At 72.2% G+C, this 22,557-nt stretch carries 20 protein-coding genes; 11 read left to right on the top strand and 9 right to left on the bottom strand.

Annotation, left to right across the window (positions count from 1 at the left end):
- Window positions 1-30: 30 nt before the first annotated feature.
- Window positions 31-1,437: a HAMP domain-containing sensor histidine kinase gene (locus ACICHK_RS29150; RefSeq protein WP_151468780.1), complete on the bottom strand. Its 1,407-nt coding sequence runs from the start codon at window positions 1,435-1,437 to the stop codon at window positions 31-33.
- A 9-nt stretch (window positions 1,438-1,446) separates the two neighbouring features.
- Window positions 1,447-2,133: a response regulator transcription factor gene (locus ACICHK_RS29145; protein ID WP_151468781.1), complete on the bottom strand. Its 687-nt coding sequence runs from the start codon at window positions 2,131-2,133 to the stop codon at window positions 1,447-1,449.
- 325 nt (window positions 2,134-2,458) lie between these two features.
- On the opposite strand from ACICHK_RS29145, the gene ACICHK_RS29140 reads away from it, so the two are divergent.
- From ACICHK_RS29140 to ACICHK_RS29105, 8 genes are all read left to right on the top strand, one after another.
- Window positions 2,459-3,235: an amino acid ABC transporter ATP-binding protein gene (locus tag ACICHK_RS29140; protein WP_406839172.1), complete on the top strand. Its 777-nt coding sequence runs from the start codon at window positions 2,459-2,461 to the stop codon at window positions 3,233-3,235.
- 125 nt (window positions 3,236-3,360) lie between these two features.
- Window positions 3,361-4,203, top strand: coding sequence for a glutamate ABC transporter substrate-binding protein (locus ACICHK_RS29135; RefSeq protein WP_406839171.1), 843 nt, complete (start codon window positions 3,361-3,363; stop codon window positions 4,201-4,203).
- Between the two features lie 179 nt (window positions 4,204-4,382).
- Window positions 4,383-5,051, top strand: coding sequence for an amino acid ABC transporter permease (locus ACICHK_RS29130; protein WP_406839170.1), 669 nt, complete (start codon window positions 4,383-4,385; stop codon window positions 5,049-5,051).
- A complete protein-coding gene (locus ACICHK_RS29125; protein WP_406839169.1) occupies window positions 5,048-5,953 on the top strand; it encodes an amino acid ABC transporter permease in 906 nt (301 codons plus the stop codon). Before ACICHK_RS29130 ends, ACICHK_RS29125 begins: the two co-directional genes overlap by 4 nt.
- A 185-nt stretch (window positions 5,954-6,138) precedes the next feature.
- Complete coding sequence (locus ACICHK_RS29120; protein WP_406839168.1) at window positions 6,139-7,794, top strand: FAD-dependent monooxygenase; 1,656 nt, start codon at window positions 6,139-6,141, stop codon at window positions 7,792-7,794.
- A 107-nt stretch (window positions 7,795-7,901) separates the two neighbouring features.
- On the top strand, window positions 7,902-7,988 hold the full coding sequence (locus tag ACICHK_RS29115) for a putative leader peptide (protein ID WP_318722129.1): 87 nt from the start codon (window positions 7,902-7,904) through the stop codon (window positions 7,986-7,988).
- A gap of 126 nt (window positions 7,989-8,114) precedes the next feature.
- Window positions 8,115-8,654, top strand: a complete 540-nt coding sequence (locus ACICHK_RS29110; protein ID WP_406841345.1) for a cysteine dioxygenase — start codon at window positions 8,115-8,117, stop codon at window positions 8,652-8,654.
- Window positions 8,651-9,064 (top strand): rhodanese-like domain-containing protein, encoded by a 414-nt coding sequence (locus tag ACICHK_RS29105; RefSeq protein ID WP_151468788.1) that lies wholly within the window; start codon window positions 8,651-8,653, stop codon window positions 9,062-9,064. The genes ACICHK_RS29110 and ACICHK_RS29105 overlap by 4 nt, the downstream gene beginning before the upstream one ends.
- Window positions 9,065-9,315: 251 nt before the next feature.
- Here ACICHK_RS29105 and recX read toward each other — a convergent pair whose 3' ends face one another.
- The gene (gene recX, locus ACICHK_RS29100) at window positions 9,316-10,242 is read right to left on the bottom strand and encodes a recombination regulator RecX (RefSeq protein WP_406839167.1); all 927 of its coding nucleotides are present in this window, start codon (window positions 10,240-10,242) and stop codon (window positions 9,316-9,318) included.
- Window positions 10,243-10,245: 3 nt separating this feature from the next.
- Entirely contained in the window at window positions 10,246-11,370 is a 1,125-nt protein-coding gene (gene recA, locus ACICHK_RS29095) for a recombinase RecA (protein WP_103552931.1), read from the bottom strand.
- A gap of 358 nt (window positions 11,371-11,728) precedes the next feature.
- On the opposite strand from recA, the gene ACICHK_RS29090 reads away from it, so the two are divergent.
- Entirely contained in the window at window positions 11,729-12,508 is a 780-nt protein-coding gene (locus tag ACICHK_RS29090; protein WP_406839166.1) for a hypothetical protein, read from the top strand.
- Window positions 12,509-12,535: 27 nt separating this feature from the next.
- Here ACICHK_RS29090 and ACICHK_RS29085 read toward each other — a convergent pair whose 3' ends face one another.
- Both ACICHK_RS29085 and ACICHK_RS29080 read right to left on the bottom strand, forming a co-directional pair.
- Window positions 12,536-13,747: an AI-2E family transporter gene (locus ACICHK_RS29085; RefSeq protein WP_406839165.1), complete on the bottom strand. Its 1,212-nt coding sequence runs from the start codon at window positions 13,745-13,747 to the stop codon at window positions 12,536-12,538.
- 94 nt (window positions 13,748-13,841) lie between these two features.
- Window positions 13,842-14,036: a DUF3046 domain-containing protein gene (locus tag ACICHK_RS29080; protein ID WP_151468792.1), complete on the bottom strand. Its 195-nt coding sequence runs from the start codon at window positions 14,034-14,036 to the stop codon at window positions 13,842-13,844.
- An 80-nt stretch (window positions 14,037-14,116) separates the two neighbouring features.
- Between ACICHK_RS29080 and ACICHK_RS29075 the strand changes: the two genes are divergently transcribed.
- Window positions 14,117-15,061, top strand: coding sequence for a hypothetical protein (locus tag ACICHK_RS29075; RefSeq protein WP_406839164.1), 945 nt, complete (start codon window positions 14,117-14,119; stop codon window positions 15,059-15,061).
- 188 nt (window positions 15,062-15,249) lie between these two features.
- Here ACICHK_RS29075 and ACICHK_RS29070 read toward each other — a convergent pair whose 3' ends face one another.
- The 3 genes from ACICHK_RS29070 to ACICHK_RS29060 are packed head-to-tail and all read right to left on the bottom strand — an operon-like array spanning window position 15,250 to window position 17,248.
- The gene (locus ACICHK_RS29070) at window positions 15,250-15,558 is read right to left on the bottom strand and encodes an AzlD domain-containing protein (RefSeq protein WP_151468794.1); all 309 of its coding nucleotides are present in this window, start codon (window positions 15,556-15,558) and stop codon (window positions 15,250-15,252) included.
- Window positions 15,555-16,355 (bottom strand): AzlC family ABC transporter permease, encoded by an 801-nt coding sequence (locus ACICHK_RS29065; RefSeq protein ID WP_406841344.1) that lies wholly within the window; start codon window positions 16,353-16,355, stop codon window positions 15,555-15,557. Before ACICHK_RS29065 ends, ACICHK_RS29070 begins: the two co-directional genes overlap by 4 nt.
- Window positions 16,256-17,248, bottom strand: a complete 993-nt coding sequence (locus tag ACICHK_RS29060) for an AraC family transcriptional regulator (RefSeq protein WP_406839163.1) — start codon at window positions 17,246-17,248, stop codon at window positions 16,256-16,258. Before ACICHK_RS29060 ends, ACICHK_RS29065 begins: the two co-directional genes overlap by 100 nt.
- Window positions 17,249-17,492: 244 nt before the next feature.
- Here ACICHK_RS29060 and ACICHK_RS29055 point away from each other — a divergent pair, with 244 nt between their 5' ends.
- Window positions 17,493-22,547 carry an ATP-dependent helicase gene (locus ACICHK_RS29055; protein WP_406839162.1) on the top strand — a complete coding sequence of 1,685 codons (5,055 nt, stop codon included), beginning with the start codon at window positions 17,493-17,495 and terminating at the stop codon, window positions 22,545-22,547.
- The last annotated feature ends 10 nt before the right edge of the window (window positions 22,548-22,557 follow it).

Genomic DNA, 22,557 nt, shown 5'->3' with positions numbered 1-22,557 from the left:
CCGTGCGGTGGGGCCGGCCCGCCGGATCCCTCAGGTCACCGGCTCCGACCTGGGCACCGTCACCGTCACCCGCAGGCCGTGCGGTTCGTGGTGGCCGTACGCGATGGAGCCGCCGCCCGCGGCGAGCAGGGCCCGGGAGATGGAGAGGCCGAGGCCCGAGCCCTTGACGTTCTGGTGGGCGGTGCTGCGCCAGAAGCGGTCGCCGATGCGGGCCAGGTCCTCGTCGCCGAGACCGGGGCCGCCGTCGGTGACCACGACGGTCGAGGACTCGCCGTTCGAGGCGACCGTCACCTCGACGCACTCCCCCTCGGGCGTGAACTTGACCGCGTTGTCGATCACCGCGTCCAGGGCGCTGGACAGGGTGATGGGGTCGGCCCAGGCGGTCGTGGGCGGGCAGTTCCCCGTCAGCCGTACGCCCTTGCTGTCGGCGACCGGCTGCCAGGACGCCACGCGCTCGGCGGTCAGCGCGCCGATGTCGGTCAGGCGCACATCGGCCTCGGCGTGCTCGGCGAGCGCCAGGTCGAGCAGGTCGTCGAGCACCTGGGTGAGACGCTTGCCCTCGGTGCGGACGGACGCGATCTCCTCGTTGCCCTCCGGGAGCTCGAGGGCGAGCAGCTCGATCCGCAGCAGCAGCGCCGAGAGCGGATTGCGCAGTTGGTGCGAGGCGTCGGCGACGAAGGCCCGCTGCTGTTCCAGCACGCTCTCGACGTTGTCCGCCATCTCGTTGAACGACCTCGCCAGACGCTGGAGTTCGGGCGGTCCGCCGGAGGGCGCGACCCGGGACTTCAGCCGGCCGGTCGCGATGTCGTGGGTGGTGGCGTCGAGAACGCGCACGGGCCTGAGCACCCAGCCGGTGAGGCGCAGCGCGGCGCCGAGCGCGAGGAGCATCGCGGCGATCTCGCCCGCGCCGATGACCAGCCAGCCGTGCAGGGTCTTGGAGCGCATCTGCCCGGTGGGCGAGTCGGTGACGACGACACCGATGACGTCGCCGTCCCTGATGACCGGGGAGGCGACGACGAGCCGGTGGCGCTGCCAGGGCCAGACCTGTTCGGGGTCGTGGCTGCGGCGGCTGACGAGCGCCTCTCTGAAGGCGTTGCGGGCCGCGCCGGACTTGGGCAGGAGCCAGCTCTCCGGCGCGTTCGCCATCGGCGCGTCGTCGCGGTAGAAGACGCCGGCCCGGATGCCGTACACCTCGTAGTAGCGGGCGAGTTCGGTGCGCAGGGTCTCGCCGCGCTCGTCCGGGAAGCCGGCCAGGGAGCGGCTCGGGGAGTCGGTGACGTACTGGGCGAGGGCCGCGAAGCGCGCGGTGTCGTCGATGCGGTCGACGACCACGCGCTGCTGCTGCGCCGCCGCGACGCTCACCGCGAGCGGTACGCCGAGCGCGAGCAGCACGGCCGCCATCAGGACGATGAGCAGCGGCAGGAGGCGGGTGCGCACCCGTGCCCGCTACGAAGCCGGGGCGACGAGCCGGTACCCGACGCCGCGTACGGTCTCGATCAGCGCCGGCATGCGCAGCTTGGAGCGCAGCGACGCCACGTGCACCTCCAGCGTGCGGCCGGTCCCTTCCCAGCTGGTGCGCCACACCTCGCTGATGATCTGCTCCCGGCGGAACACCACTCCGGGACGCTGGGCCAGCAGCGCGAGCAGGTCGAACTCCTTGCGGGTCAGCTGGACCACCGAGCCGTCCACGGTGACCTGGCGGTTGGGGAGTTCGATGCGCACGGATCCCAGGAGCACCATGTCCTCGCCGGGCGCCGAGGCGTCGTCGTGGGCGCTGCGCCTGCTGACGGCGTGGATCCGGGCGAGCAGTTCCCCGGTGTCGTACGGCTTCACCACGTAGTCGTCGGCGCCGAGATTGAGCCCGTGGATGCGGGAGCGGACGTCCGCGCGCGCGGTGACCATGATCACCGGTGTGGCGGTCCGCTTGCGGATCTTGCCGCAGACCTCGTACCCGTCCTGGTCGGGCAGTCCCAGATCGAGCAGGACGACGCCGAAGCCGTCGCTCTCGGGGACGAGGGCACGCAGGGCCTCCTCGCCGCTGCGGGCGTGCGTGACCTCGAAGCCGTGCCGCGCCAGCACCGCGGACAGGGCGGCGGCGACATGGTTGTCGTCCTCGACGAGGAGCAGTCTCATTCCGGCCCCCTCCGGCTCATCGGTCGTACCGTCTCATCGGTCGTACGGTCTCGGGTCTCATCGGTCGAACGGTCCCCGTTTCGAGAACAGGGTGCACGCGCGCGTGCACCAAGGAAGTCACGCCGATGGACAAGGACGGCGTCAAGGGACTTCGGGTTGCCCGGTGCTTCCGTTATCCAGCCGGTACGCGCGCGCGTACGACCGTTACGACGCGTGTCCGATTGCTATCGGATCGTGATGCTCAGATTCCCCTCAGATGTAATGACGCTGGTCGCGAGGGGTTACTACTGTCCTCCGAAACCGAGGAGGACGGAGCCCCAAAGCGATGACCGAAGCATCGGTGGCCAAGGACGACATGGCCGGGACCGACGAACTGGTCGTCCTGAAGAACGTCAACAAGCACTTCGGCGCTTTGCACGTGCTCCAGGACATCGACCTGACGATCACCCGTGGCGAGGTCGTCGTGGTCATCGGGCCCTCCGGGTCCGGGAAGTCAACCCTGTGCCGCACCATCAACCGTCTGGAGACGATCGATTCGGGTGACATCTCGATCGACGGCAGGCCGCTGCCCCAGGAGGGCAAGGCGCTCGCCCGGCTCCGGGCCGATGTGGGCATGGTCTTCCAGTCCTTCAACCTCTTCGCGCACAAGACCGTGCTCGAGAACGTGATGCTGGGGCAGATCAAGGTCCGCAAGACCGGCAAGCAGGCGGCGGAGGACAAGGCCCGCGCCCTGCTCGACCGTGTCGGCGTGGGCACGCAGGCCGACAAGTACCCGGCACAACTGTCGGGCGGCCAGCAGCAACGCGTCGCCATCGCGCGGGCGTTGGCGATGGACCCCAAGGTCATGCTCTTCGACGAGCCGACCTCGGCGCTGGACCCCGAGATGATCAACGAGGTCCTCGAGGTCATGCAGCAGCTCGCCCGGGACGGCATGACCATGATCGTCGTCACCCACGAGATGGGCTTCGCCCGTTCGGCCGCCAACCGGGTCGTCTTCATGGCCGACGGCCGCATCGTCGAAGAGGCCGCGCCGGACCAGTTCTTCAGCAACCCGCGCAGCGACCGCGCCAAGGACTTCCTCTCGAAGATCCTGCACCACTGACGTTCCCGTCCAGGAAGCCGGGGGACCCGTCCAGAGGGACGGAGACCACGAGCCCCGTCCGGGGACCACTCGTTCCACCCGACCGTCGACGGCCGTACTCCGCTCTCACTCAAAGGATGTTCATCATGAAGCTCCGCAAGGCAGCCGCCGCCTCGGCCGCCGTACTCGCACTCGCCGTGACCGCCACCGCATGCGGTTCGAGCGACAAGGACGACAGCGGGTCCTCGTCCTCGGGCGGCGGCCAGATCAAGGTCGGCATCAAGTACGACCAGCCCGGTCTCGGCCTGAAGCAGCCCGACGGCTCCTTCGCCGGTTTCGACGTGGACGTCGCGACCTACGTGGCCAAGGAACTCGGCTACAAGCCCAGCCAGATCACCTTCGTCGAGACCAAGAGCGCCGACCGCGAGAACGCGCTCTCCCGCGGTGACGTGAAGTTCATCGCGGCCACCTACTCGATCACCGACGAGCGCAAGCAGAAGGTCGACTTCGCGGGCCCGTACCTCCTGGCCCACCAGGACCTGCTGGTCAAGAAGGACGCGAACATCGCCAAGGGCACGGACCTCAACGGCAAGAAGCTGTGCTCCGTGACCGGTTCGACCTCGGCGCAGAACGTCCATGACACCATCGCCCCGAAGGCCCAGCTCAAGCAGTACGGCGGCTACTCGGAGTGCATCGCCGCCCTGCAGAGCGGCGCCGTCGACGCGGTGACCACCGACGACTCGATCCTCGCGGGCTTCGCCGCGCAGGACAAGTACAAGGGCCAGTTCAAGCTCGCCGGCCTCAAGCTGAGCAACGAGAACTACGGCGTCGGCATCAAGAAGGGCGACGCCGAGCTGGAGAAGAAGATCAACACCGCGCTGGAGAAGATGGTCAGCGACGGCTCCTGGGACGCGGCGGTCAAGAAGAACTTCGGCCCCGCGAACTACAAGTACGAGCAGGCCCCGAAGATCGGCGTGATCGTCAAGTAACGCGAGCACCGTCCAGCAACACGGGGATCACCGGGTGACTCGGGGGCCCTCGGGCACCGCGGGAGACCGCAGTGCACACGGGCCCCACAGGTGTGCCGCCGCCCGCCGCGATCACGGCGGCGGCATGCCGCGCCCAACCCGTCCGCCACGTACGCCACCACCCGGAAGCGCGGGAGATCGTGTTCGACTTTCTTCAAGGTTATGACGTCCTGGGGGCGTTCTGGATGACGGTGAAACTCACCGTCTTCTCCGCCCTCGGCTCCCTGGTCCTGGGCACACTGCTGGCCGCGATGCGGGTCAGCCCGGTCCCGCTCATGCGCGGATTCGGCACCGTCTACGTGAACGTCGTCCGGAACATCCCGCTGACGGTCATCATCGTGTTCAGCTCGCTCGGCCTCGCGGACATCTTCGGTGTGACGATGGGCGCGCCCGACAACTTCGACGTCCAGGGTTTCCGGCTCGCGGTGCTCAGTCTCGTCGGCTACCACGCGGCCTTCGTCTGCGAGGCGCTGCGCTCCGGCATCAACACCGTACCGGTCGGTCAGGCCGAGGCGGCGCGCGCCATCGGGCTCGGCTTCGGGCAGACCCTGCGGCTGATCGTGCTGCCGCAGGCGTTCCGCGCCGTCATCGTCCCGCTGGCGAACGTGCTGATCGCGCTGACCAAGAACACGACCGTGGCCGCCGCCATCGGCGTGGCCGAGGCCGCCACCCTGATGAAGACGATGATCGAGAACGAGGCCCAGACGGTCCTCATCGCCGCGGTCTTCGCCTTCGGGTTCGTGGTCCTGACCCTCCCCACCGGCCTCTTCCTCGGCTGGCTGGGCAAGCGACTGGCGGTGAAGCGATGACCTCCGTCCTCTACGACGCGCCCGGTCCCCGGGCCAAGCGCCGCAATGTGGTCCTCTCGGTCCTCTTCGTCGTGCTGCTCGCGCTGCTGCTGTGGTGGGTGTGGCTGGCCATGGACGACAAGGGCCAGCTGAAGTGGGCCCTGTGGGAGCCCTTCACCACCGGCGACGCCTGGAACACATATCTGCTGCCGGGCCTGTGGGGCACGCTGAAGGCCGCCGCGCTCAGCATGGTGATCGCCCTCCCACTGGGTGCCGTCCTCGGCATCGCGCGTCTTTCCGACCACCGCTGGGTGAGCGTCCCGGTGGGCGCCGTGGTCGAGTTCTTCCGGTCCATCCCGGTCCTGCTGCTGATGCTGTTCGCGAACGAGCTCTACGCCCAGTCCGCGAACGTCGCGAGCGAGGACCGTCCGTTCTACGCGGTCGTCACCGGCCTCGTGCTCTACAACGCCTCGGTTCTCGCCGAGGTCGTCCGGGCGGGCATCCTCGCCCTCCCCAAGGGACAGACGGAGGCCGCGTACGCGATCGGCCTGCGCAAGGGCCAGACGATGACCAGCATCCTGCTGCCGCAGTCGGTCACCGTGATGCTCCCGGCGATCGTCAGCCAGCTCGTCGTCATCGTGAAGGACACCGCACTGGGCGGTGTGATGATCGGCTACCAGGAGCTCCTGACCGCGCGCAGCACTCTCGCGGCCAACTACGCCAACGTCATCCCGAGCTTCATCGTCGTCGCCGTCATCTTCATCGTCGTGAACTTCACGATCACCAGCTTCGCCTCCTGGCTGGAGGGGCGGCTGCGCCGGGGCAAGAAGACGACCGGCGCGGTGCTCTCGCCGAACGACGCGACCATCGCCGGTACGGCCGCGACGGGCGCGGGCGAAGGCGGGGGCGGGGGCCTCTTCTGACGAATCGTCCGAACATCGGTCGATCGGTGTGACCGAAGGGGTCAGTGACATGATCGCCACTGACCCCGTCACTTGACGCAAGCAGCGGCAATGGGTTGCATACGTTCTGTGATCGTGCACCCTGCTCCACCTGCCTGTTCCCGTACGTCCCTCAGGACACAGCTCCGTGCAGGGGGCACCGCGCCGTGGACCCGGTGATCATTGTCGGAGCGGGGCCCGTGGGACTCGCTCTGGCCCTTGCGCTGGCTCGCCAGGAGGTCCCCTCCGTGGTCCTCGACGAGGGACCGGGCAAGGACGAACTGCGGCTCGCGCGGACCGTGGTGCTGCGCGAGGACACGGTCGCGCTCGTCGAGCGGCTGACGGGTCTGCCCCTGGACGACGCCGGCTTCCGTTGGGCCGGATGGCGGTCGATACGGCGCAGACAGGTGATGCGCGAGATCACGTTCGGCGGGGAGGCGTCCCGGAGCGCGGAAGGCCCCGGTGACGGGGAGGAGTTCAGCGCTCCGCTGCACATCGCCCAGCACGCGCTGACCGGCGCCCTGCGCGAGGCCATCATCCACGAGCGGCTCGTCAAGGTCGCCGTGCACAACCGCCTCGACTCCGTCGAACAGGACGCCTCCGGCGTCACCGCGCACACCCGGGGCCCCGACGGCACCTGGTGGCGCGGCAGTTACCTGGTCGGCTGCGACGGTCCGCGCTCGACGGTGCGCAAGCTCCAGGACATCCGCTTCCCCGGGCGCACCGCCGTCGAACGGCACGCCGTGGCGGCCCTGCGCACGGAACTCCCCTGGCCCGGAGAAGCGTTGCTGCACCGGATGACGCCCTGGCGCACCTCCGCCCCCTCCACCGGTGAGGTGAGCGCCCGTCCGCTCGCCGAGGACGTCTGGCGGCTGGACTGGCTGCTGCCCCCGGGCAAGGACCTCGTCACGCCCGATCTGCTGGTGGCGCGCATCCGGGAGACCCTCGGGGGCTGGAGCGGCGGCGCCACACCCGCGTACGAACTGCTCGACACCGGGGTCCACACCGTCCACCACCGGCTGGCCCGCCGCTGGCGCGCGGGCCGGGTCTTCCTCGCCGGGGACGCGGCCCATCTGCTGGGCGCCCTCGGCACCCAGGGCCTGGACGAGGGGCTGCGGGACGCCGACAACCTCGCCTGGAAGCTGGCCCTCGGCTGGCACCACGGCCCGCACCCCGCGCTCCTCGACAGCTACCAGGAGGAACGGCGCGCGGTGGTCGCCGCCCGGCTGCGCGCCGCCGACCAGGCGCTGCCCCTGCTGCGGAGCGGCGGCGGTCTGCGTTCCTACGTGCCCGGGTCCGCCCGCGGCCACGACGCGCTGCTCACGGACGGCCACCTCGGGCGCGGCCCGCTGGGCGCACCCGGGGCGTACACCGGCTCCCCGCTCATGCCGCCGCCCGCAGAGTCGCGCGCCCTCGTCGACACCGAGCCCGGCGCACCGGTCGCCGACGTACGGGTGACCGCGGAGGACGGTTCGTTCGTACCGCTGCGGGAGCGGCTCGGGCGCGGGGTCCTGCTCGTCGTGCTGATCGCTCCGGGTACGGGGGTGTGGGCGCGCAAGCACTGGGTGACGGCCGGGATCATGCCGCGGCTCGCCGCCGCCGTGACCGCCCTGCCGCACCCCGCCGAACTGCTCGTCGCGGAGAGCTATTCGGGCGCGGCGGCGCACACCGTGCTGCTGGTCCGCCCCGACGGGCATCTGGTCGCCGCGTTCGGCGGGGTCCGGCCGGCCGATCTGTACGAGGCGGCCGAGGCCGCCCTCGGCGGACCGGCGAACGCGGACGCGGAGAGCGCCACGGAGGCCACCACCGCGGTCCGCAGTTGAACGCCCGGTGACCGTCCGGCCCGAGAATTCCCTGGTCCTCGGGCCGTCACGGTCCACATGGTGACAGTGAGTTGACCGGCCTCCGGCTCCATGGTCTACTCCGGATCGTGACCGACACCTGTGTGCGCCTGTGGCGGAGGGTCCATATGGACCTCGTCCGCTATGCGGGCTGCGTGTGTCGTCCGTCCTTCTGACTTCGCATCCTCTTCCTCCGCGCGCCGCCCTCTGTCGCCGCGCGCTCCCTCCGCGAACTCTCAGGACGGTCCCCCGTGTCTGTGTCACCTCCTGTCTCCACGTCTGCCCCCGTCGCCGCCTCCTCCGTGCCCTCCGCCGACTCCTTGCCGTCCGCCGTGTCCGGCGGCGCACGCCCGCCGACCCAGGCCGACCTGCTGGCCTTCGTACGCCGCACGGCGGCCGACGCCGAGCTGATCGCCTCGCTCCCCCTCGACCCCGAGGGCCGTACCTGGGTACGGCTCGAAGGCCCCGGCGGCAGCGAGGCCTGGCTCATCGGCTGGCCGCCCGGCACCGGAACCGGCTGGCACGACCACGCCGAATCGGTGGGCGCCTTCCTCACCGCGTCGGGCGAGCTCAAGGAGAACTCGCTCGCCGCCCGGCTGCCCGCCGACGGCTGGAAGACCCTGGAACTCGCCGAGGAGATCGACCGGCAGCGGAAGCTGCCCGCGGGCACCGGTCGCGCCTTCGGCCGCCATCACGTGCACGAGGTGCTCAACGAGTCCGCCGAGGAGCACGCGGTCTCGGTCCACGCCTACTACCCGCCGCTCCCGCAGATCCGCCGTTACAGCCGCACGGGCCAGATCCTGCGCCTGGAGCACGTCGAGCGTCCGGAGGACTGGCAGTGAGCGACCCCCGACAGCCCGTGGGCATCGACGCGTTGCTGGAGCGGGTCCGCGCGGGCCTGGACCGCGTGGAGGCCGCGGAGGCCTTCGAAGCCGTACGACGCGGCGAAGCGCTTCTGGTCGACACCCGGTACGCCGCCCTGCGCGAACGGGACGGTCTGGTCCCCGGCGCCCTCGTCATCGAGCGCAACGAACTGGAGTGGCGGCTCGACCCCACGGGCAGCCACCGCGTCCCGGAGGCCACGAGTCACGACCTGCGGATCGTGCTGTTCTGCGACGAGGGCTACGCCTCCAGCCTCGCCGCCGAGTCCCTGCAACGGCTGGGACTGCACAGGGCCACCGATCTCGTCGGCGGCTTCCAGGCGTGGAAGAGCGCCGGTCTTCCCGTGACGGCCACCGGCACGGAGGGCTGACCCCGCTCGCACTCCCGAAGGGCGGTCACCGGCACGCCCATGGCAGACCGGTCGGGCCGGCGTGCGCACGGCCTGGTCGGGTCCGCGCCCGCACGAGCAGCCGACCGAGGGGCACGCACAGAAGTGTCCGGTCCAGCCGGTACACGGGACGGACCGGTCGAGACGCCTCGACCGCGGCCCGGACGAACCGGCCTCGTACGGCCGACCTCGTATGGAAGTCCGCGAGGGTACGCGTACGGGCGCCCGCGGGATCAGAACCCCTCGTCCTCGAGCCCTTCCGTGTCCTCGCCCTCTTCCTCCAGCGCCTGGCGGACCACGCGCAGGGCCATGCCCTGGGAGTAGCCCTTGCGGGCGAGCATGCCGGCGAGGCGTCTCAGCCGCTTGTCGCGGTCGAGCCCGCGGGTGGAGCGCAGCTTGCGCTCGACCAGCTCACGCGCGGTCGCCTCCTCCCGCTCGGAGTCGAGCTGTCCGACGGCCTCGTCGATCAGCGTCGATTCCACGCCCTTGGTCCGCAGTTCCTGGACGAGCGCCCGCCGGGCCAGCCCCCGGCCATGGTGCCGGGACTCGACCCAGGCGTCCGCGAAGGCGCCGTCGTTGATCAGCCCGACCTCCTCGAACCGTGACAGCACTTCGTCCGCCACCTCGTCCGGGATCTCGCGCTTGCGCAACGCGTCCGCCAGTTGCTTGCGCGTGCGCGGGGTCCCGGTGAGCAGGCGCAGGCAGATCGCCCGCGCCCGCTCAGCCGGGTCCGCCGGGGACTCCCCCTTCTCGGCCCTCGACGAGGAGGGGGTGCCTCCGTCTCGCGGGTCGCCGGACGGCTCGCCGAAACCGCCGCGCCTTCGACCCCGTCCACCGCGCGGTCCGCCCTCGGCGCGGCCACCGCGCCGGGAGGCCGTGTCCGGCGCACCGTGCCCGCGCGGCAGGCCGTCACCGTGCCGTGCGTCACCGCCCGTCGGACCTCCGCCGTCCGGGTCACCCTCGTCCGGACCGACGCCGTGGAAACCACCGGTTCCATAGGGCCCGCCGTCGGTGCCGTACGGCCGTCCGCCGTACCCCCCGGCACCGTCGTAGGACCGGTCGCCGTCTCCGGCCGGGCCGCCGTCGCCCCCGCCGTACCCCTGCCCCGGCCCCTCGGGAAGGGGATAGGTGTACTCGGCCCAGTCGGTTCGTCGTGTCATGGACTAGCTCTTGGCCGCGGCGGCCTTGGACTTGGTGGTCTTGGCGGCCGGAGCGGGCACCGTCTTCGCGGCGTCGTCCGGGGTGGCCGAGACCGCGGCGTCCGCGCCCGGCTCGCCGGCGGGCTGCTCGGGCCTCACACCGACGCCCAGCTTCTCCTTGATCTTCTTCTCGATCTCGTTGGCGAGGTCGGGGTTGTCCTTCAGGAAGTTGCGGGCGTTCTCCTTGCCCTGGCCGAGCTGGTCGCCCTCGTACGTGTACCAGGCGCCGGCCTTGCGCACGAAGCCGTGCTCCACGCCCATGTCGATCAGGCCGCCCTCACGGCTGATGCCCTGCCCGTAGAGGATGTCGAACTCGGCCTGCTTGAAGGGCGGCGAGACCTTGTTCTTGACGACCTTGACGCGCGTGCGGTTGCCGACCGCCTCCGTGCCGTCCTTCAGCGTCTCGATGCGGCGGATGTCGAGTCGCACCGAGGCGTAGAACTTCAGCGCCCGGCCACCGGTCGTGGTCTCCGGGGAGCCGAACATCACGCCGATCTTCTCGCGGAGCTGGTTGATGAAGATCGCCGTGGTCTTCGACTGGTTGAGCGCGCTGGTGATCTTCCGCAGGGCCTGGCTCATCAGACGGGCCTGCAGACCCACGTGCGAGTCGCCCATCTCGCCCTCGATCTCCGCCCGCGGCACCAGCGCGGCGACGGAGTCGATGACGATGAGGTCGAGCGCGCCGGAGCGGACCAGCATGTCCACGATCTCCAGCGCCTGCTCGCCGTTGTCCGGCTGCGACAGGATCAGGTTGTCGATGTCGACGCCGAGCTTCTTCGCGTACTCGGGGTCGAGGGCGTGCTCGGCGTCGATGAACGCCACCTGGCCGCCGGCCTTCTGCGCGTTCGCCACCGCGTGCAGGGTGAGGGTCGTCTTGCCGGAGGACTCCGGGCCGTACACCTCCACCACTCGGCCGCGCGGCAGGCCGCCGACACCGAGGGCGACGTCGAGCGCGGTCGACCCGGTGGGGATGACCTCGACGGGCTCGTTCGGCCGCTCGCCCAGGCGCATCACGGCACCCTTGCCGAACTGTCGTTCAATCTGCGCGAGCGCGGCGTCGAGCGCCTTCTCGCGGTCGGTTCCTGCCATGGGTTCCACCCGGTTTGCTTGAGTCGATCGCTTCACGTCAAAGACGCTAACGCCTGCCACTGACAATGCGCCCCGACGGCCGTCCGGCCTGTGGACAACTCGGGCACATTCCTGTCGAAACCATGCCGAATCGCCCGTCGAAAGCCTCGCCGGAACCTCCATGAGAATGGATGTTCGATTTTAGTGTCAAGCGCGCCACACGGCCCCTCCGAGACCTCGTTCGCGCTCCGGCGACGCCCGAAGATCCAGTGATACCGACCCCGGTTCCCACCCCGGGCCGGTCTACTCTCCACGTCGTACGGCCGGTGTCTTCGGCCGTACGACGACGGGACCGGGCCCGCCCGGCAGGCTGTCGGCCATGCGAACGACGAAGACCCGTCCCCCGGCACCGCCGAAGCCCCCGCTCCGGCCGGCCGAGCGGCTCTGCTGCGCGACGGGTGCCCTGCTCGTCCTCTCGGGCCTCCTGCACCTGCTGGTCCTCGTCGTCGACGGCGGCCCGTGGGACGGTCCCGTCTCCTGGCGCAAGCCCGTCACGTTCGGGCTCTCCTTCGGGCTGACCCTGATCGCGGTCACCTGGGTCACCTCGTACGTACGGATGGCGGCGGGGCCGCGTGCCGCGCTGCTCCTCGTGTTCGCCGCCGACTGCGTGGTGGAGGTCGGCGGGATCACCCTTCAGGCGTGGCGCCGGGTCCCCTCCCACCTCGACATGGAAACCGGCTTCGACACGGCGGTGTCCATGACGCTCGCGGTGGGCGGCGGGGTTCTGGTCGTGGTGCTGACCGCGTTCGCGGTCGCCTCCTTCCGGAGCCGGCCCTCGGGGCCCGCCGGCATGCCGCTCGCCGTGCGCTCGGGGTTCGCGATCCTGCTCGTCGCGCTGGCGTCGGGCGCCGTGATGATCGCGCGCGGGGTGATCCTCACCAGGACCGGCCACCAGGAGGCCGCGTACCACTCGACGGCTCCGCTCAAGCCGCTGCACGGCGTGAGCCTGCACGCCGTGCTGGTGCTGCCCGCGCTGGCCTGGCTGCTGTCGCGCACCGACCGGAGCGAGCCGGTCAGGGAGCGGATCGTGCTGTGGGCGGTCGGCTGTTACGCGACGGCCGTCGTCGTGACCGGTGTCCAGGCCGCCCTCACCTGGTGAACGCCACCGCTCCGGCACCCGGTCACGTCACCGGCCGAGCTGCCGCCGCACGCGTGCGAGGAGGCCCGTCGAACCGCGCGTGCGGTGCCCGTGCACCCGCGGGTCGTCCGTGACGTCGTAGCGCTTCACGTACGCCCCGAGGAACGCCTGCAGGGTGGCGACGGCGGGAATGGCGATCAGCGCGCCGACGGCCCCGAGGAGCGCGGTGCCCGCGATCACGGATCCGAAGGCGACCGCGGGGTGGATGTCCACCGTCCTGGAGGTCAGCTTGGGCTGGAGGACGTAGTTCTCGAACTGCTGGTAGACCACGACGAAGACCAGGACCCACAGCGCGTACCAGGGGTCGATCGTGAACGCGATCAGCATCGGCAGGGCGCCCGCGAGATAGGTGCCGATGGTCGGGATGAACTGCGAGACCAGACCGACCCACACACCGAGCACGGGAGCGTAGGGCACGCCCAGCGCCTCCAGCAGGATGTAGTGGGCCACGCCCGAGATGAGTGCCATCAGGCCGCGCGAGTACAGGTAGCCGCCGGTCTTGTCGACGGCGATCTCCCAGGCGCGCAGCACCTCGGCCTGGCGGGCTGGCGGCAGCACCGAGCACAGCGCGCGCCGCAGCCGGGGCCCGTCGGCGGCGAAGTAGAACGAGAACAGCGCGACCGTCAGCAGCTGGAAGAGGCCGCCGAGCACCTGCCCGGACACGTCCAGGACGCCGGTGGCGCTGTTCTGCACGTACTTCCGCAGCCAGTCGGAGTGGAGCAGGCCCTCCTGGATGTCGACCCGCCTGAGGTCGGTGTGGAAGTGCGTGTTGATCCAGTTGATGACCGAGTCGAGGTAGTCGGGGAAGCCCTCGATCATCTTGATGATCTGGCCCGCGAGCATCGAGCCGAGCAGGGTGAAGAACCCGGCGATCATGATCAACGAGCCCAGGAAGACGAGGAAGGTGGCCAGCCCCCTGCGCATGCCCCGCGAGGCCATCCAGCTGACCGCGGGCTCTATCGCGAGCGCGAGGAAGAACGAGATCAGGATGTTGATCAGCAGGCCGGTGAGCTGGTGGAAGGCCCAGCTGCCCAGCTGGAACACGGCGACGAGCGCGAGGGCGAGCACCATGGCGCGCGGCAGCCAGCGCGGCATGCGCGCACCCGGCCCGGCGGTGCCGGTGCCGGGTGGACCGGGCGGCGTCGTGCCGAACGGTGATGACTGCTGATCGACCTGCGTGTTCTCGTCTGTCGGGGCCACCCGCCAAGTCTGGCCCACGCCACCGGCGCCGGAGCCGGGTCCCCCCGGTCTTTCCCGGTCCTCGGTCCCCTTCGGTGCCCGCCCTCGGTCCCCTTCAGTGCTTTTCGTACGGAACGTTCATGGTCGCGCACACCACGCGCCACACGTCCTTGGCCTCCCAGCCCGCGTCCAGCGCCTCGTGGACGGTGTGCCCGCCGAGTTCCGTCATCACATGATCGCGCGCGAACGTCTCGGCGTACCCCGCGCCGAAGTGATCAGCCATTCGCTGCCAGAAGACCGTCAACCGCATGACTCCAGTATCCCGCCCCTGAGAGTGGGCCCGAGCCGGGACCGCTTTCCGAGACCGCTTTCCGCCCTACGGTCTGACGCATGGCCGAAACCGGAGCATCTCCACTCCCCCAGACGTCCCCCGCGCACTCCCCTCTCGCACGTGCCGAGCACTTCGTCTGGCTCACCGCGCGCGTGCTGGAACAGCGCCGCTTCGCCTACCACTTCCTCGGTGGCGGCGCCGACGCGGTGGAGACGGCGCTGGCCGCCTACCGCAACGACGACGAGGGGTACGGGCACGCGCTCGAACCCGATCTGCGCGGTCCGGTCAGCCAGCCGCTGCACACCGGGCACGCCCTGCGCGTGCTCGACTCGATCGGGCGCTGCGGCGGGCAGCGCGTGGAACGGGTGTGCCGCTATCTGACCTCCGTGTCGACCGGGGACGGCGCGCTGCCGGCCGTCCATCCGAGCCAGCGCGGCTATCCGGCGGCCCCCTTCGTGCCGGTCGTCGACGATCCGCCGAGCGAACTCCTCGCCACCGGCCCGGTCGTGGGCCTGCTGCACCGCAACGAGGTGTGGAACGCCTGGCTGTTCCGGGCCACCGACTTCTGCTGGCAGGCGGTGGAGTCCCTGGAGAAGTCCCATCCCTACGAGGTCGAGGCGGCCGTCGTCTTCCTGGACTCCGCGGCCGACCGCCCGCGCGCGGAGGCGTGCGCCGACCGGCTGGGACGGCTCGTCCGGGAGCAGCGGCTCGCCGCGCTGGACCCCGGGCGCCTGGAGGCCTACCCCGTTTCGCCCGGCTACGCGCCGGGGGAGCACCACTTCCCGCACGACTACGCGCGGACGCCGGACTCGCTCGCGCGCGCGTGGTTCACCGACGAGGAGATGGCCCGCTCGCTGGACCACCTCGCGGACGAGCAGCAGGAGGACGGCGGGTGGCCGGTCCACTGGCGCCAGTGGGCACCGGGCACCGCGCTGGAGAGCCGTCCCATCGTGACCGTCGAGGCGCTGCGCACGCTCCGGGCGTACGGCCGGGCCGTCGGCTGAGACCACCGGCGGCCCGGCCCCGGGTGCTCCGGTGCGCCCGGGGGATCCAGGGCGTACGGGATGTCCGGGGACTCCGGGACGTCCAGGGGTTCCGAGGCGTCCGGAAGCCCGAGGTGTCCGGGGAGGGGCGGCGTCGCGTGTCCGGGGACGGCGCCGCGTGCCTGAGGGTGGCGCCGCGTGTCCGGGGGTCAGCCCGTCAGCGCGCGGACCCCGGCCGTCACCACCACCGCCGCGGCGACCACCACCAGGAACGGGGCACGCAGGATCAGCGCGACGGCCGCCGCGGCGAGCCCGGCGGCCTTCGCGTCGACAACGAGCACCCGTCCGTCGGCGAAGGTCTGCTGGGCCGTGAGGGCGGCCAGGAGCGCGACGGGCAGCAGGGCGGCGAGGCGTTGCACGAGCGGCCGCTCCAGCACGCCCGCGGGGATCAGCAGACCGATGAGTTTGACGGCGTAGCAGCCCACGGCGGTGACGCCGATGGCGATCCAGATGTTCAACGTTCTTCTCCCGACACGTCCGGTCCGCCGTTCCGCTCGGCGGCCGGTGGCTCGTCCACGGCACCGGCCGGAGCCCCGTCCGGCACGCCGGCGGAGGCGTGGCGGACGGTGTCCGCGCGGCGGCGCCCCGTCACGTAGAGCACGGCGGGGGCGGCCAGGGCGGCCACCAGCACCGGGACCCCGGCGGGCAGCACGGGCAGCAGACCGAGCCCCAGAAGGACGGCGATCCCCGCGACGGCGCGTTCCGTGGTGGTCCTCAGCATCGGCGCGAGCAGGGCCAGGAACACCGCGGGCCCGGCCGCGTCCAGGCCCCACGCGTCGGTGTCGCCGATGGCCTCGGCCCCGGCCGCGCCGAGCAGCGTGGTGAGGTTCCACAGCAGATAGAGGGACAGCCCGGTGACGGTGAAGCCGATCCGGACGCTGCGACGGGTGGGCTGGGCGAGCGCCACGGCCGTGGTCTCGTCGATCACCCACTGCGCGGCGAACGGGCGCACCGCGCGCGGGAGGGCCAAGAGCTGGGACAGACGCAGTCCGTAGAAGGCGTTCCGGACCCCGAGGAAGAACGCTCCGGCGGCCGCGGTGAGCGGGTTGCCCCCGGCCGCGAGCGCGCCCACGAGCGCGAACTGCGAGGCCCCGGTGAACACCAGGAGGCTGAGGGCGCAGGTCTGGAGCAGGCTGAGGCCGCTGCCGGCCGAGGTCACCCCGAAGGCGAAACCGGACAGTCCGACGGCGACCCCGACTCCGAGGGCGTCGCGGACGACGGCCGCGTCGGGTTTTCCGTCTTGTGCGCCGCGTATGTCTGGGGGAGCTGTCTGTTGTGCCACGCGTCGGACGGTACGAGGAGACGTCCGCCCGCGTCTTGTACGTTCTTGCGCTCCCGCTGGTAGGCGCCCGGAGGTACGCCCACGATCCGGCTGAAGTGACGGTTGAGGTGCGGCTGGTCGGTGAAGCCGACGGCGACGGCCGCCTCGGCGGGGGTGGACCCGGCGTCCAGGAGCCGGCGCGCCCGGCGCACCCGGGCGTCGGTCAGCCAGGTGTGGGGCGGCATGCCGTAGGTGTCCCGGAAGGCGCGCAGCAGCGCGAACGGGCTGGTGCCGAGGTCGGCCGCGAGCCGCTCCAGGGTCGGCGGCTCGGCCATCCGCTCGTCCAGCACGCCACGCGCGCGTGCCGCGAGCCGGCCGCCGGCGGTGCGCACGGCCCGCTGCGGCAGCGGCCCTCCGTTCAGGCGCAGCAGCCGGGTCACGGCGACCCTCAGCAGGGTGTCGGCGGCCAGGGCGTTGCCCTCCTCGGCGGCCCTGAGCACTTGGTGGACCAGGCTCGCCGCGTAGGGGTCGTCGAGCACCGGGCGGCTGAATCCGGGGGTGCCGCGAAGGGTGGTGGTCTCGGCGGCGATCCCGGCCACCATGTCCGGCGAGGGGTACACCGCGCCGTACCTCCAGCCCTCGGGAACGCCCGCGCGCCCGGTGTGCGGGGTGTCGGGGTTGACCAGGGCCAGCGAACCCGGGCCCACGTACTGGTCGGCGCCGCCGTGGTGGAAGACCTCGACGCCCTCGGCGACGGCGGCGATGACGAAGTTCTCGTGGGTGTGCCGCACGAAGATCTTCTCGACGTAGCGGGCCCGCAGCAGATCGACACCGGGCAGCTCCGGATACTGCCAGTGCCGTGCCCGCTCCTGCCCCGAACCTGCCACGTCCTCATTGTCCGCCACCGTGCCGGGACCGGCCGCCGACGCCCGTCCCGCCTGCTCTGCCTGCCCCGCCTGCCCGTCACGCCTGCCCCCGTCTGCCCGTCACGCTTCGCCCCGTCCGCCCGGACCTGTACAGCACGGTCCTGTGCGGCACGGTCCTGTACGGCACGGTTCTCCGCCGACCCGCTCGGTCCTGACGTTCTCGCAGGTCGGCGCGGTTGTCAGTGGGCGGGTGCAGGATGGACGCATGGTCAGCTCCGCACACCGAGCGCTCGACGGCTTCTCCCCCGCGACCCGCGGCTGGTTCACGGGGGCCTTCTCCGCGCCCACCGCGGCCCAGGCCGGGGCGTGGGCGGCCATCGGCGCGGGCTCGGACGTGCTGGTCGTCGCCCCCACCGGTTCCGGCAAGACGCTGGCCGCGTTCCTCGCCGCGCTGGACCAACTGGCCTCGACGCCACCGCCCGCGGACCCGCGCAAGCGCTGCCGGGTGCTGTACGTGTCGCCGCTCAAGGCGCTCGCGGTCGACGTGGAGCGCAATCTGCGCAGTCCGCTGACCGGCATCCGGCAGGAGTCCGTGCGGCTCGGGCTGCCGGAGCCGGAGGTGAAGGTGGGCATCCGCTCCGGCGACACCCCGCCCGCCGAGCGCCGGGCGCTGGCCACCCGCCCGCCGGACATCCTGATCACGACCCCCGAGTCGCTGTTCCTGATGCTGACCTCGGCCACGCGCGACGCGCTGACCGGCATCGAGACGGTGATCCTGGACGAGGTGCACGCGGTCGCGGGCACCAAGCGCGGCGCCCATCTCGCGCTCACCCTGGAGCGTCTCGACGAGCTGCTGCCGAAGCCCGCCCGGCGCATCGGCCTCTCCGCGACGGTCCGTCCCGTGGACGAGGTGGCACGCTACCTCTCGCCCCGCCGCAAGGTGGAGATCGTCCAGCCGCCGTCCGGCAAGGAGTTCGACCTCTCCGTGGTCGTCCCGGTGGAGGACCTGGGCGAGCTGGGCGGGTCCCCCGCCGCCGACGGCAAGGAGGGCGCGGAGAAGCCCTCCATCTGGCCGCACGTCGAGGAGCGGATCGCCGACCTCGTCCAGTCCCACCGCTCGACGATCGTGTTCGCCAACTCGCGCCGGCTGGCCGAGCGCCTGTGCAACCGGCTCAACGAGATCGCGTACGAGAGGGCGACCGGCGAGCCCCTGGAGGAGGCCCACGCGCCGGCCGAGCTGATGGGCGGCTCGGGCGCGGCGCAGGGGGCGCCGCCCGTCATCGCCCGCGCCCACCACGGTTCGGTCTCCAAGGAGCAGCGGGCACAGGTCGAGGAGGACCTGAAGGCCGGCCGTCTCCCCGCCGTGGTCGCCACCTCCAGCCTCGAACTGGGCATCGACATGGGCGCGGTCGACCTCGTCGTCCAGGTCGAGTCGCCGCCGTCCGTGGCCTCGGGGCTCCAGCGCGTGGGCCGCGCGGGTCACCAGGTCGGCGCGGTCTCCACCGGTGTCGTCTTCCCCAAGTACCGGGGCGACCTGGTGCAGGCGGCCGTGGTCACCGAGCGGATGCGCACCGGCTCCATCGAGTCCCTGCGGGTCCCCTCCAATCCACTGGACGTGCTGGCCCAGCAGCTCGTGGCCATGACGGCGCTCGACACCTGGCAGGTCGACGACCTGCTCGCCACGGTCCGCCGGGCGGCCCCCTTCGCCTCGCTCCCGGAGTCGGCGTTCACCGCCGTGCTCGACATGCTCGCGGGCCGCTATCCGTCGGACGCCTTCGCCGAGCTGAGGCCCCGTGTGGTGTGGGACCGCGTCGCGGGCACGGTGACCGGCCGCCCCGGCGCCCAGCGTCTCGCCGTCACCTCCGGGGGCACCATCCCCGACCGCGGACTCTTCGGGGTGTTCCTCGCGGGGACCGACCCCAAGAAGGGCGGCGGCCGGGTCGGCGAGCTCGACGAGGAGATGGTCTACGAGTCCCGGGTGGGCGACGTCTTCACCCTCGGCACCAGCTCCTGGCGCATCGAGGACATCACCAGGGACCGGGTCCTGGTCTCCCCCGCCCCCGGCGTCCCCGGCCGGCTGCCCTTCTGGAAGGGCGACCAGCTCGGGCGTCCGCTCGAACTGGGCCGCGCGGTGGGCGCGTTCCTCCGGGAGGTCGGCTCGCTCCCCGAGGGCGACGCCCGCCCGCGCCTGCTCGCCGCGGGCCTGGACGCCTGGGCCGCCGACAACGTCATCGCGTACCTCACCGAACAGCGCGAGGCGTGCGGGCACGTCCCGGACGACCGGACGATCGTCGTCGAGCGCTTCCGCGACGAACTGGGCGACTGGCGCGTGGTCGTGCACTCCCCCTTCGGCGCCCAGGTCCACGCCCCCTGGGCCCTCGCCCTGGGCGCCAAGCTCTCCGAGCGGTACGGCATGGACGCCCAGGTCATGCACGCGGACGACGGCATCGTGCTGCGGCTGCCCGACGCCGATCTGATGGGCCTGGACCTGCTCGACCAGGAGCCTTCGAAGGCGGGCGCGGAGTGGGACGCGGAGCAGGCGCCGGTCGGCGCGGCGGACGTCGCCTTCGACAAGGGCGAGGTCGACCGGATCGTCACGGACCAGGTCGGCGGTTCGGCCCTCTTCGCCGCCCGCTTCCGCGAATGCGCCGCCCGCGCCCTGCTCCTGCCGCGCCGCAACCCCGGCAGGCGTACCCCTCTGTGGCAGCAGCGGCAGCGCGCCGCCCAGCTGCTCCAGGTGGCGAGCGAGTTCGGTTCGTTCCCGATCGTCCTGGAGGCGGTGCGCGAATGCCTCCAGGACGTCTTCGACGTCCCCGGCCTCGTGGAGCTGATGGGCGACATCGAGTCCCGCAAGGTGCGGCTCGTCGAGGTGACCACCACCGAACCCTCCCCCTTCGCCCGCTCCCTGCTCTTCGGGTACGTCGCCCAGTTCCTGTACGAGGGCGACTCGCCGCTCGCCGAGCGGCGGGCCGCCGCGCTGTCGCTGGACTCGCGGCTGCTGGCCGAGCTGCTGGGCCAGGCCGAACTGCGCGAGCTGCTGGACGCCGACGTCCTGACCGAGCTGGAGCGCGAGCTCCAGTGGCTCACCGAGGACCGCCGCGTCAAGGACGTGGAGGGGGTCGCCGACCTGCTGCGGCTGCTCGGGCCGCTCACGGAGGCCGAGCTGGCCGAGCGGGGCGCGCAGCCGCGGTGGGCGGGCGAGCTGGCCGCCGCCCGCCGCGCCATCCGGGTCCGGATCGCGGGAGCCGACCACTGGGCGGCCGTCGAGGACGCGGGCCGGCTGCGCGACGCGCTCGGCACGGCGTTGCCCGTCGGGGTCCCGGAAGCCTTCACCGAGCCGGTCAAGGACCCGCTCGGCGACCTCCTCGCCCGGTACGCGCGCACCCACGGGCCGTTCACCTCCGCCACGGCCGCCGCCCGCTTCGGTCTCGGTACGGCCGTCACCGACGGCGCGCTGCACCGCCTCGCCGCGAACGGCCGGGTGGTCCAGGGAGAGTTCCATCCGGCGGGCATCGGCCAGGAGTGGTGCGACGCGACGGTGCTGCGCAGACTGCGCCGCCGTTCGCTCGCGGCGCTGCGCCATGAACTCGAACCGGTGCCGCCCGCCGCGCTCGCCCAGTTCCTGCCGCAGTGGCAGCACGTGGGCAGCGGCCACGGGCTGCGCGGCGTCGACGGACTGGTCCGCGCCGTCGAGCAGTTGCAGGGCGCGTCCGTGCCTGCGTCCGCGCTGGAGAAGCTCGTGCTGCCGTCCCGGGTCGCCGGTTACACACCCGCGCTGCTCGACGAGCTCACGGCCGCCGGTGAGGTGCTCTGGGCCGGAGCGGGTTCCCTGCCGGGCAAGGACGGCTGGGTGTCGCTGTACCTGGCGGACGCCGCGCCCCTGCTCCTTCCCGCCGCGCACCCCCTGGAGCCGACGGCCCTGCACCAGTCGGTCCTCGACACCCTCTCGGGGGGCTACGGCCTGTTCTTCCGCCAGATCGCCGACCAGGTCCGCGCCACCACGCACCCCGACGCGACCGACCCCCAGCTCGCCGACGCGATCTGGGAGCTGGCCTGGTCCGGGCGTCTGACGAACGACACGCTCGCGCCGATGCGCTCCCTCCTGGGTTCGGGCCGCACCGCGGGCTCCACGGCCCACCGCGCCAAGCGCTCGGTCCCCCGCGGACGTTACGGCTCCCTGACCGGAGGGGCGCGCCCCCAGTCGCGCACCGGTCCCCCCACGGTGGCGGGCCGCTGGTCACTGCTGCCCGAGCGGGAACCCGACACCACCGTCCGCGCCCACGCCCTGGCCCGGACGCTGCTCGACCGGCACGGGGTGGTGACCCGTGGAGCCGTCGCGGCGGAGGGCGTCGAGGGAGGCTTCTCGGCGGTGTACCGCGTCCTGTCGGCCTTCGAGGACAGCGGCCAGGCCCGGCGGGGCTATGTGGTCGAGGGGCTCGGCGCGGCCCAGTTCGCCATGGACGGCGCGGTGGACCGGCTCCGGGCGGCGGCGAACGCGCGCGACCGGGGTGCCGCCCTGCTCGAACCGGCCGTCCCGGACGACTCTCCCGCTGCCCACGGCTTCCCGGACAGCGCGGCTCTCCCGCGTTCCGGCTCCGGCTTCGACGGCACGGGCCACGGCCGCGACTCCTTCGTGGACGGGGGCGGTCTCCCCGGCGGTCCGGATTCCTGGAACGACCTCGCACCCGGCCCCGATGCCCCTCTGGACGGGCCCGGCTCCGCCTTCGGCCTCGATCTCGGCGACGACCACACCTTCTCCGCCGACTCCGCCTTCCCGGCAGGCTCCCCCCACCCCGACGCGCCCCACTCGGGCGCGCCCCACCGCCGGAACACCCCGTCCGGCCGCGGCGGCCCGCCGTACCCGGCCTACGGTTCCGGCTACCCCGGCGGTGCGGGCTTCCCGGGCACCCGCCCCCGTCCCCGTACCGCCTCCCCGGCGGTCGTGCTGGCCGCCGCCGACCCCGCCAACGCCTACGGCGCGGCCCTCCCGTGGCCCGAGTCACCGACGGAGGCGGGCCACAAGCCGGGCCGCAAAGCGGGTTCCCTGGTCGTCCTGGTCGACGGTGATCTGGCCCTCTACATGGAGCGCGGCGGCAAGACGCTGCTGGCCTGGCCCGCCGACCCGGACGGTCCCCTCGCGCAGGACGCCCGTCTGGCTCCCGCGGCGGAGGCCCTCGCCGCAGCCGCCCGCGCGGGCTCGCTCGGCACGGTCACCGTCGAGCGCGTCAACGGTGTTTCGGCCCTCACCTCGCCGCTGGGCACCCTCCTGGAAGGAGCGGGCTTCATCGCCACCCCGCGCGGACTCCGCCTTCGCGCCTGACCGGCCGCCC

The organism is Streptomyces sp. AHU1, assembly GCF_045343905.1.
In the GTDB taxonomy this organism is placed as follows: Bacteria; Actinomycetota; Actinomycetes; order Streptomycetales; family Streptomycetaceae; genus Streptomyces; species Streptomyces triticiradicis.
Note: the sequence above shows the minus strand (reverse complement) of the source record. Positions and strands in the feature narration are given on the sequence as shown.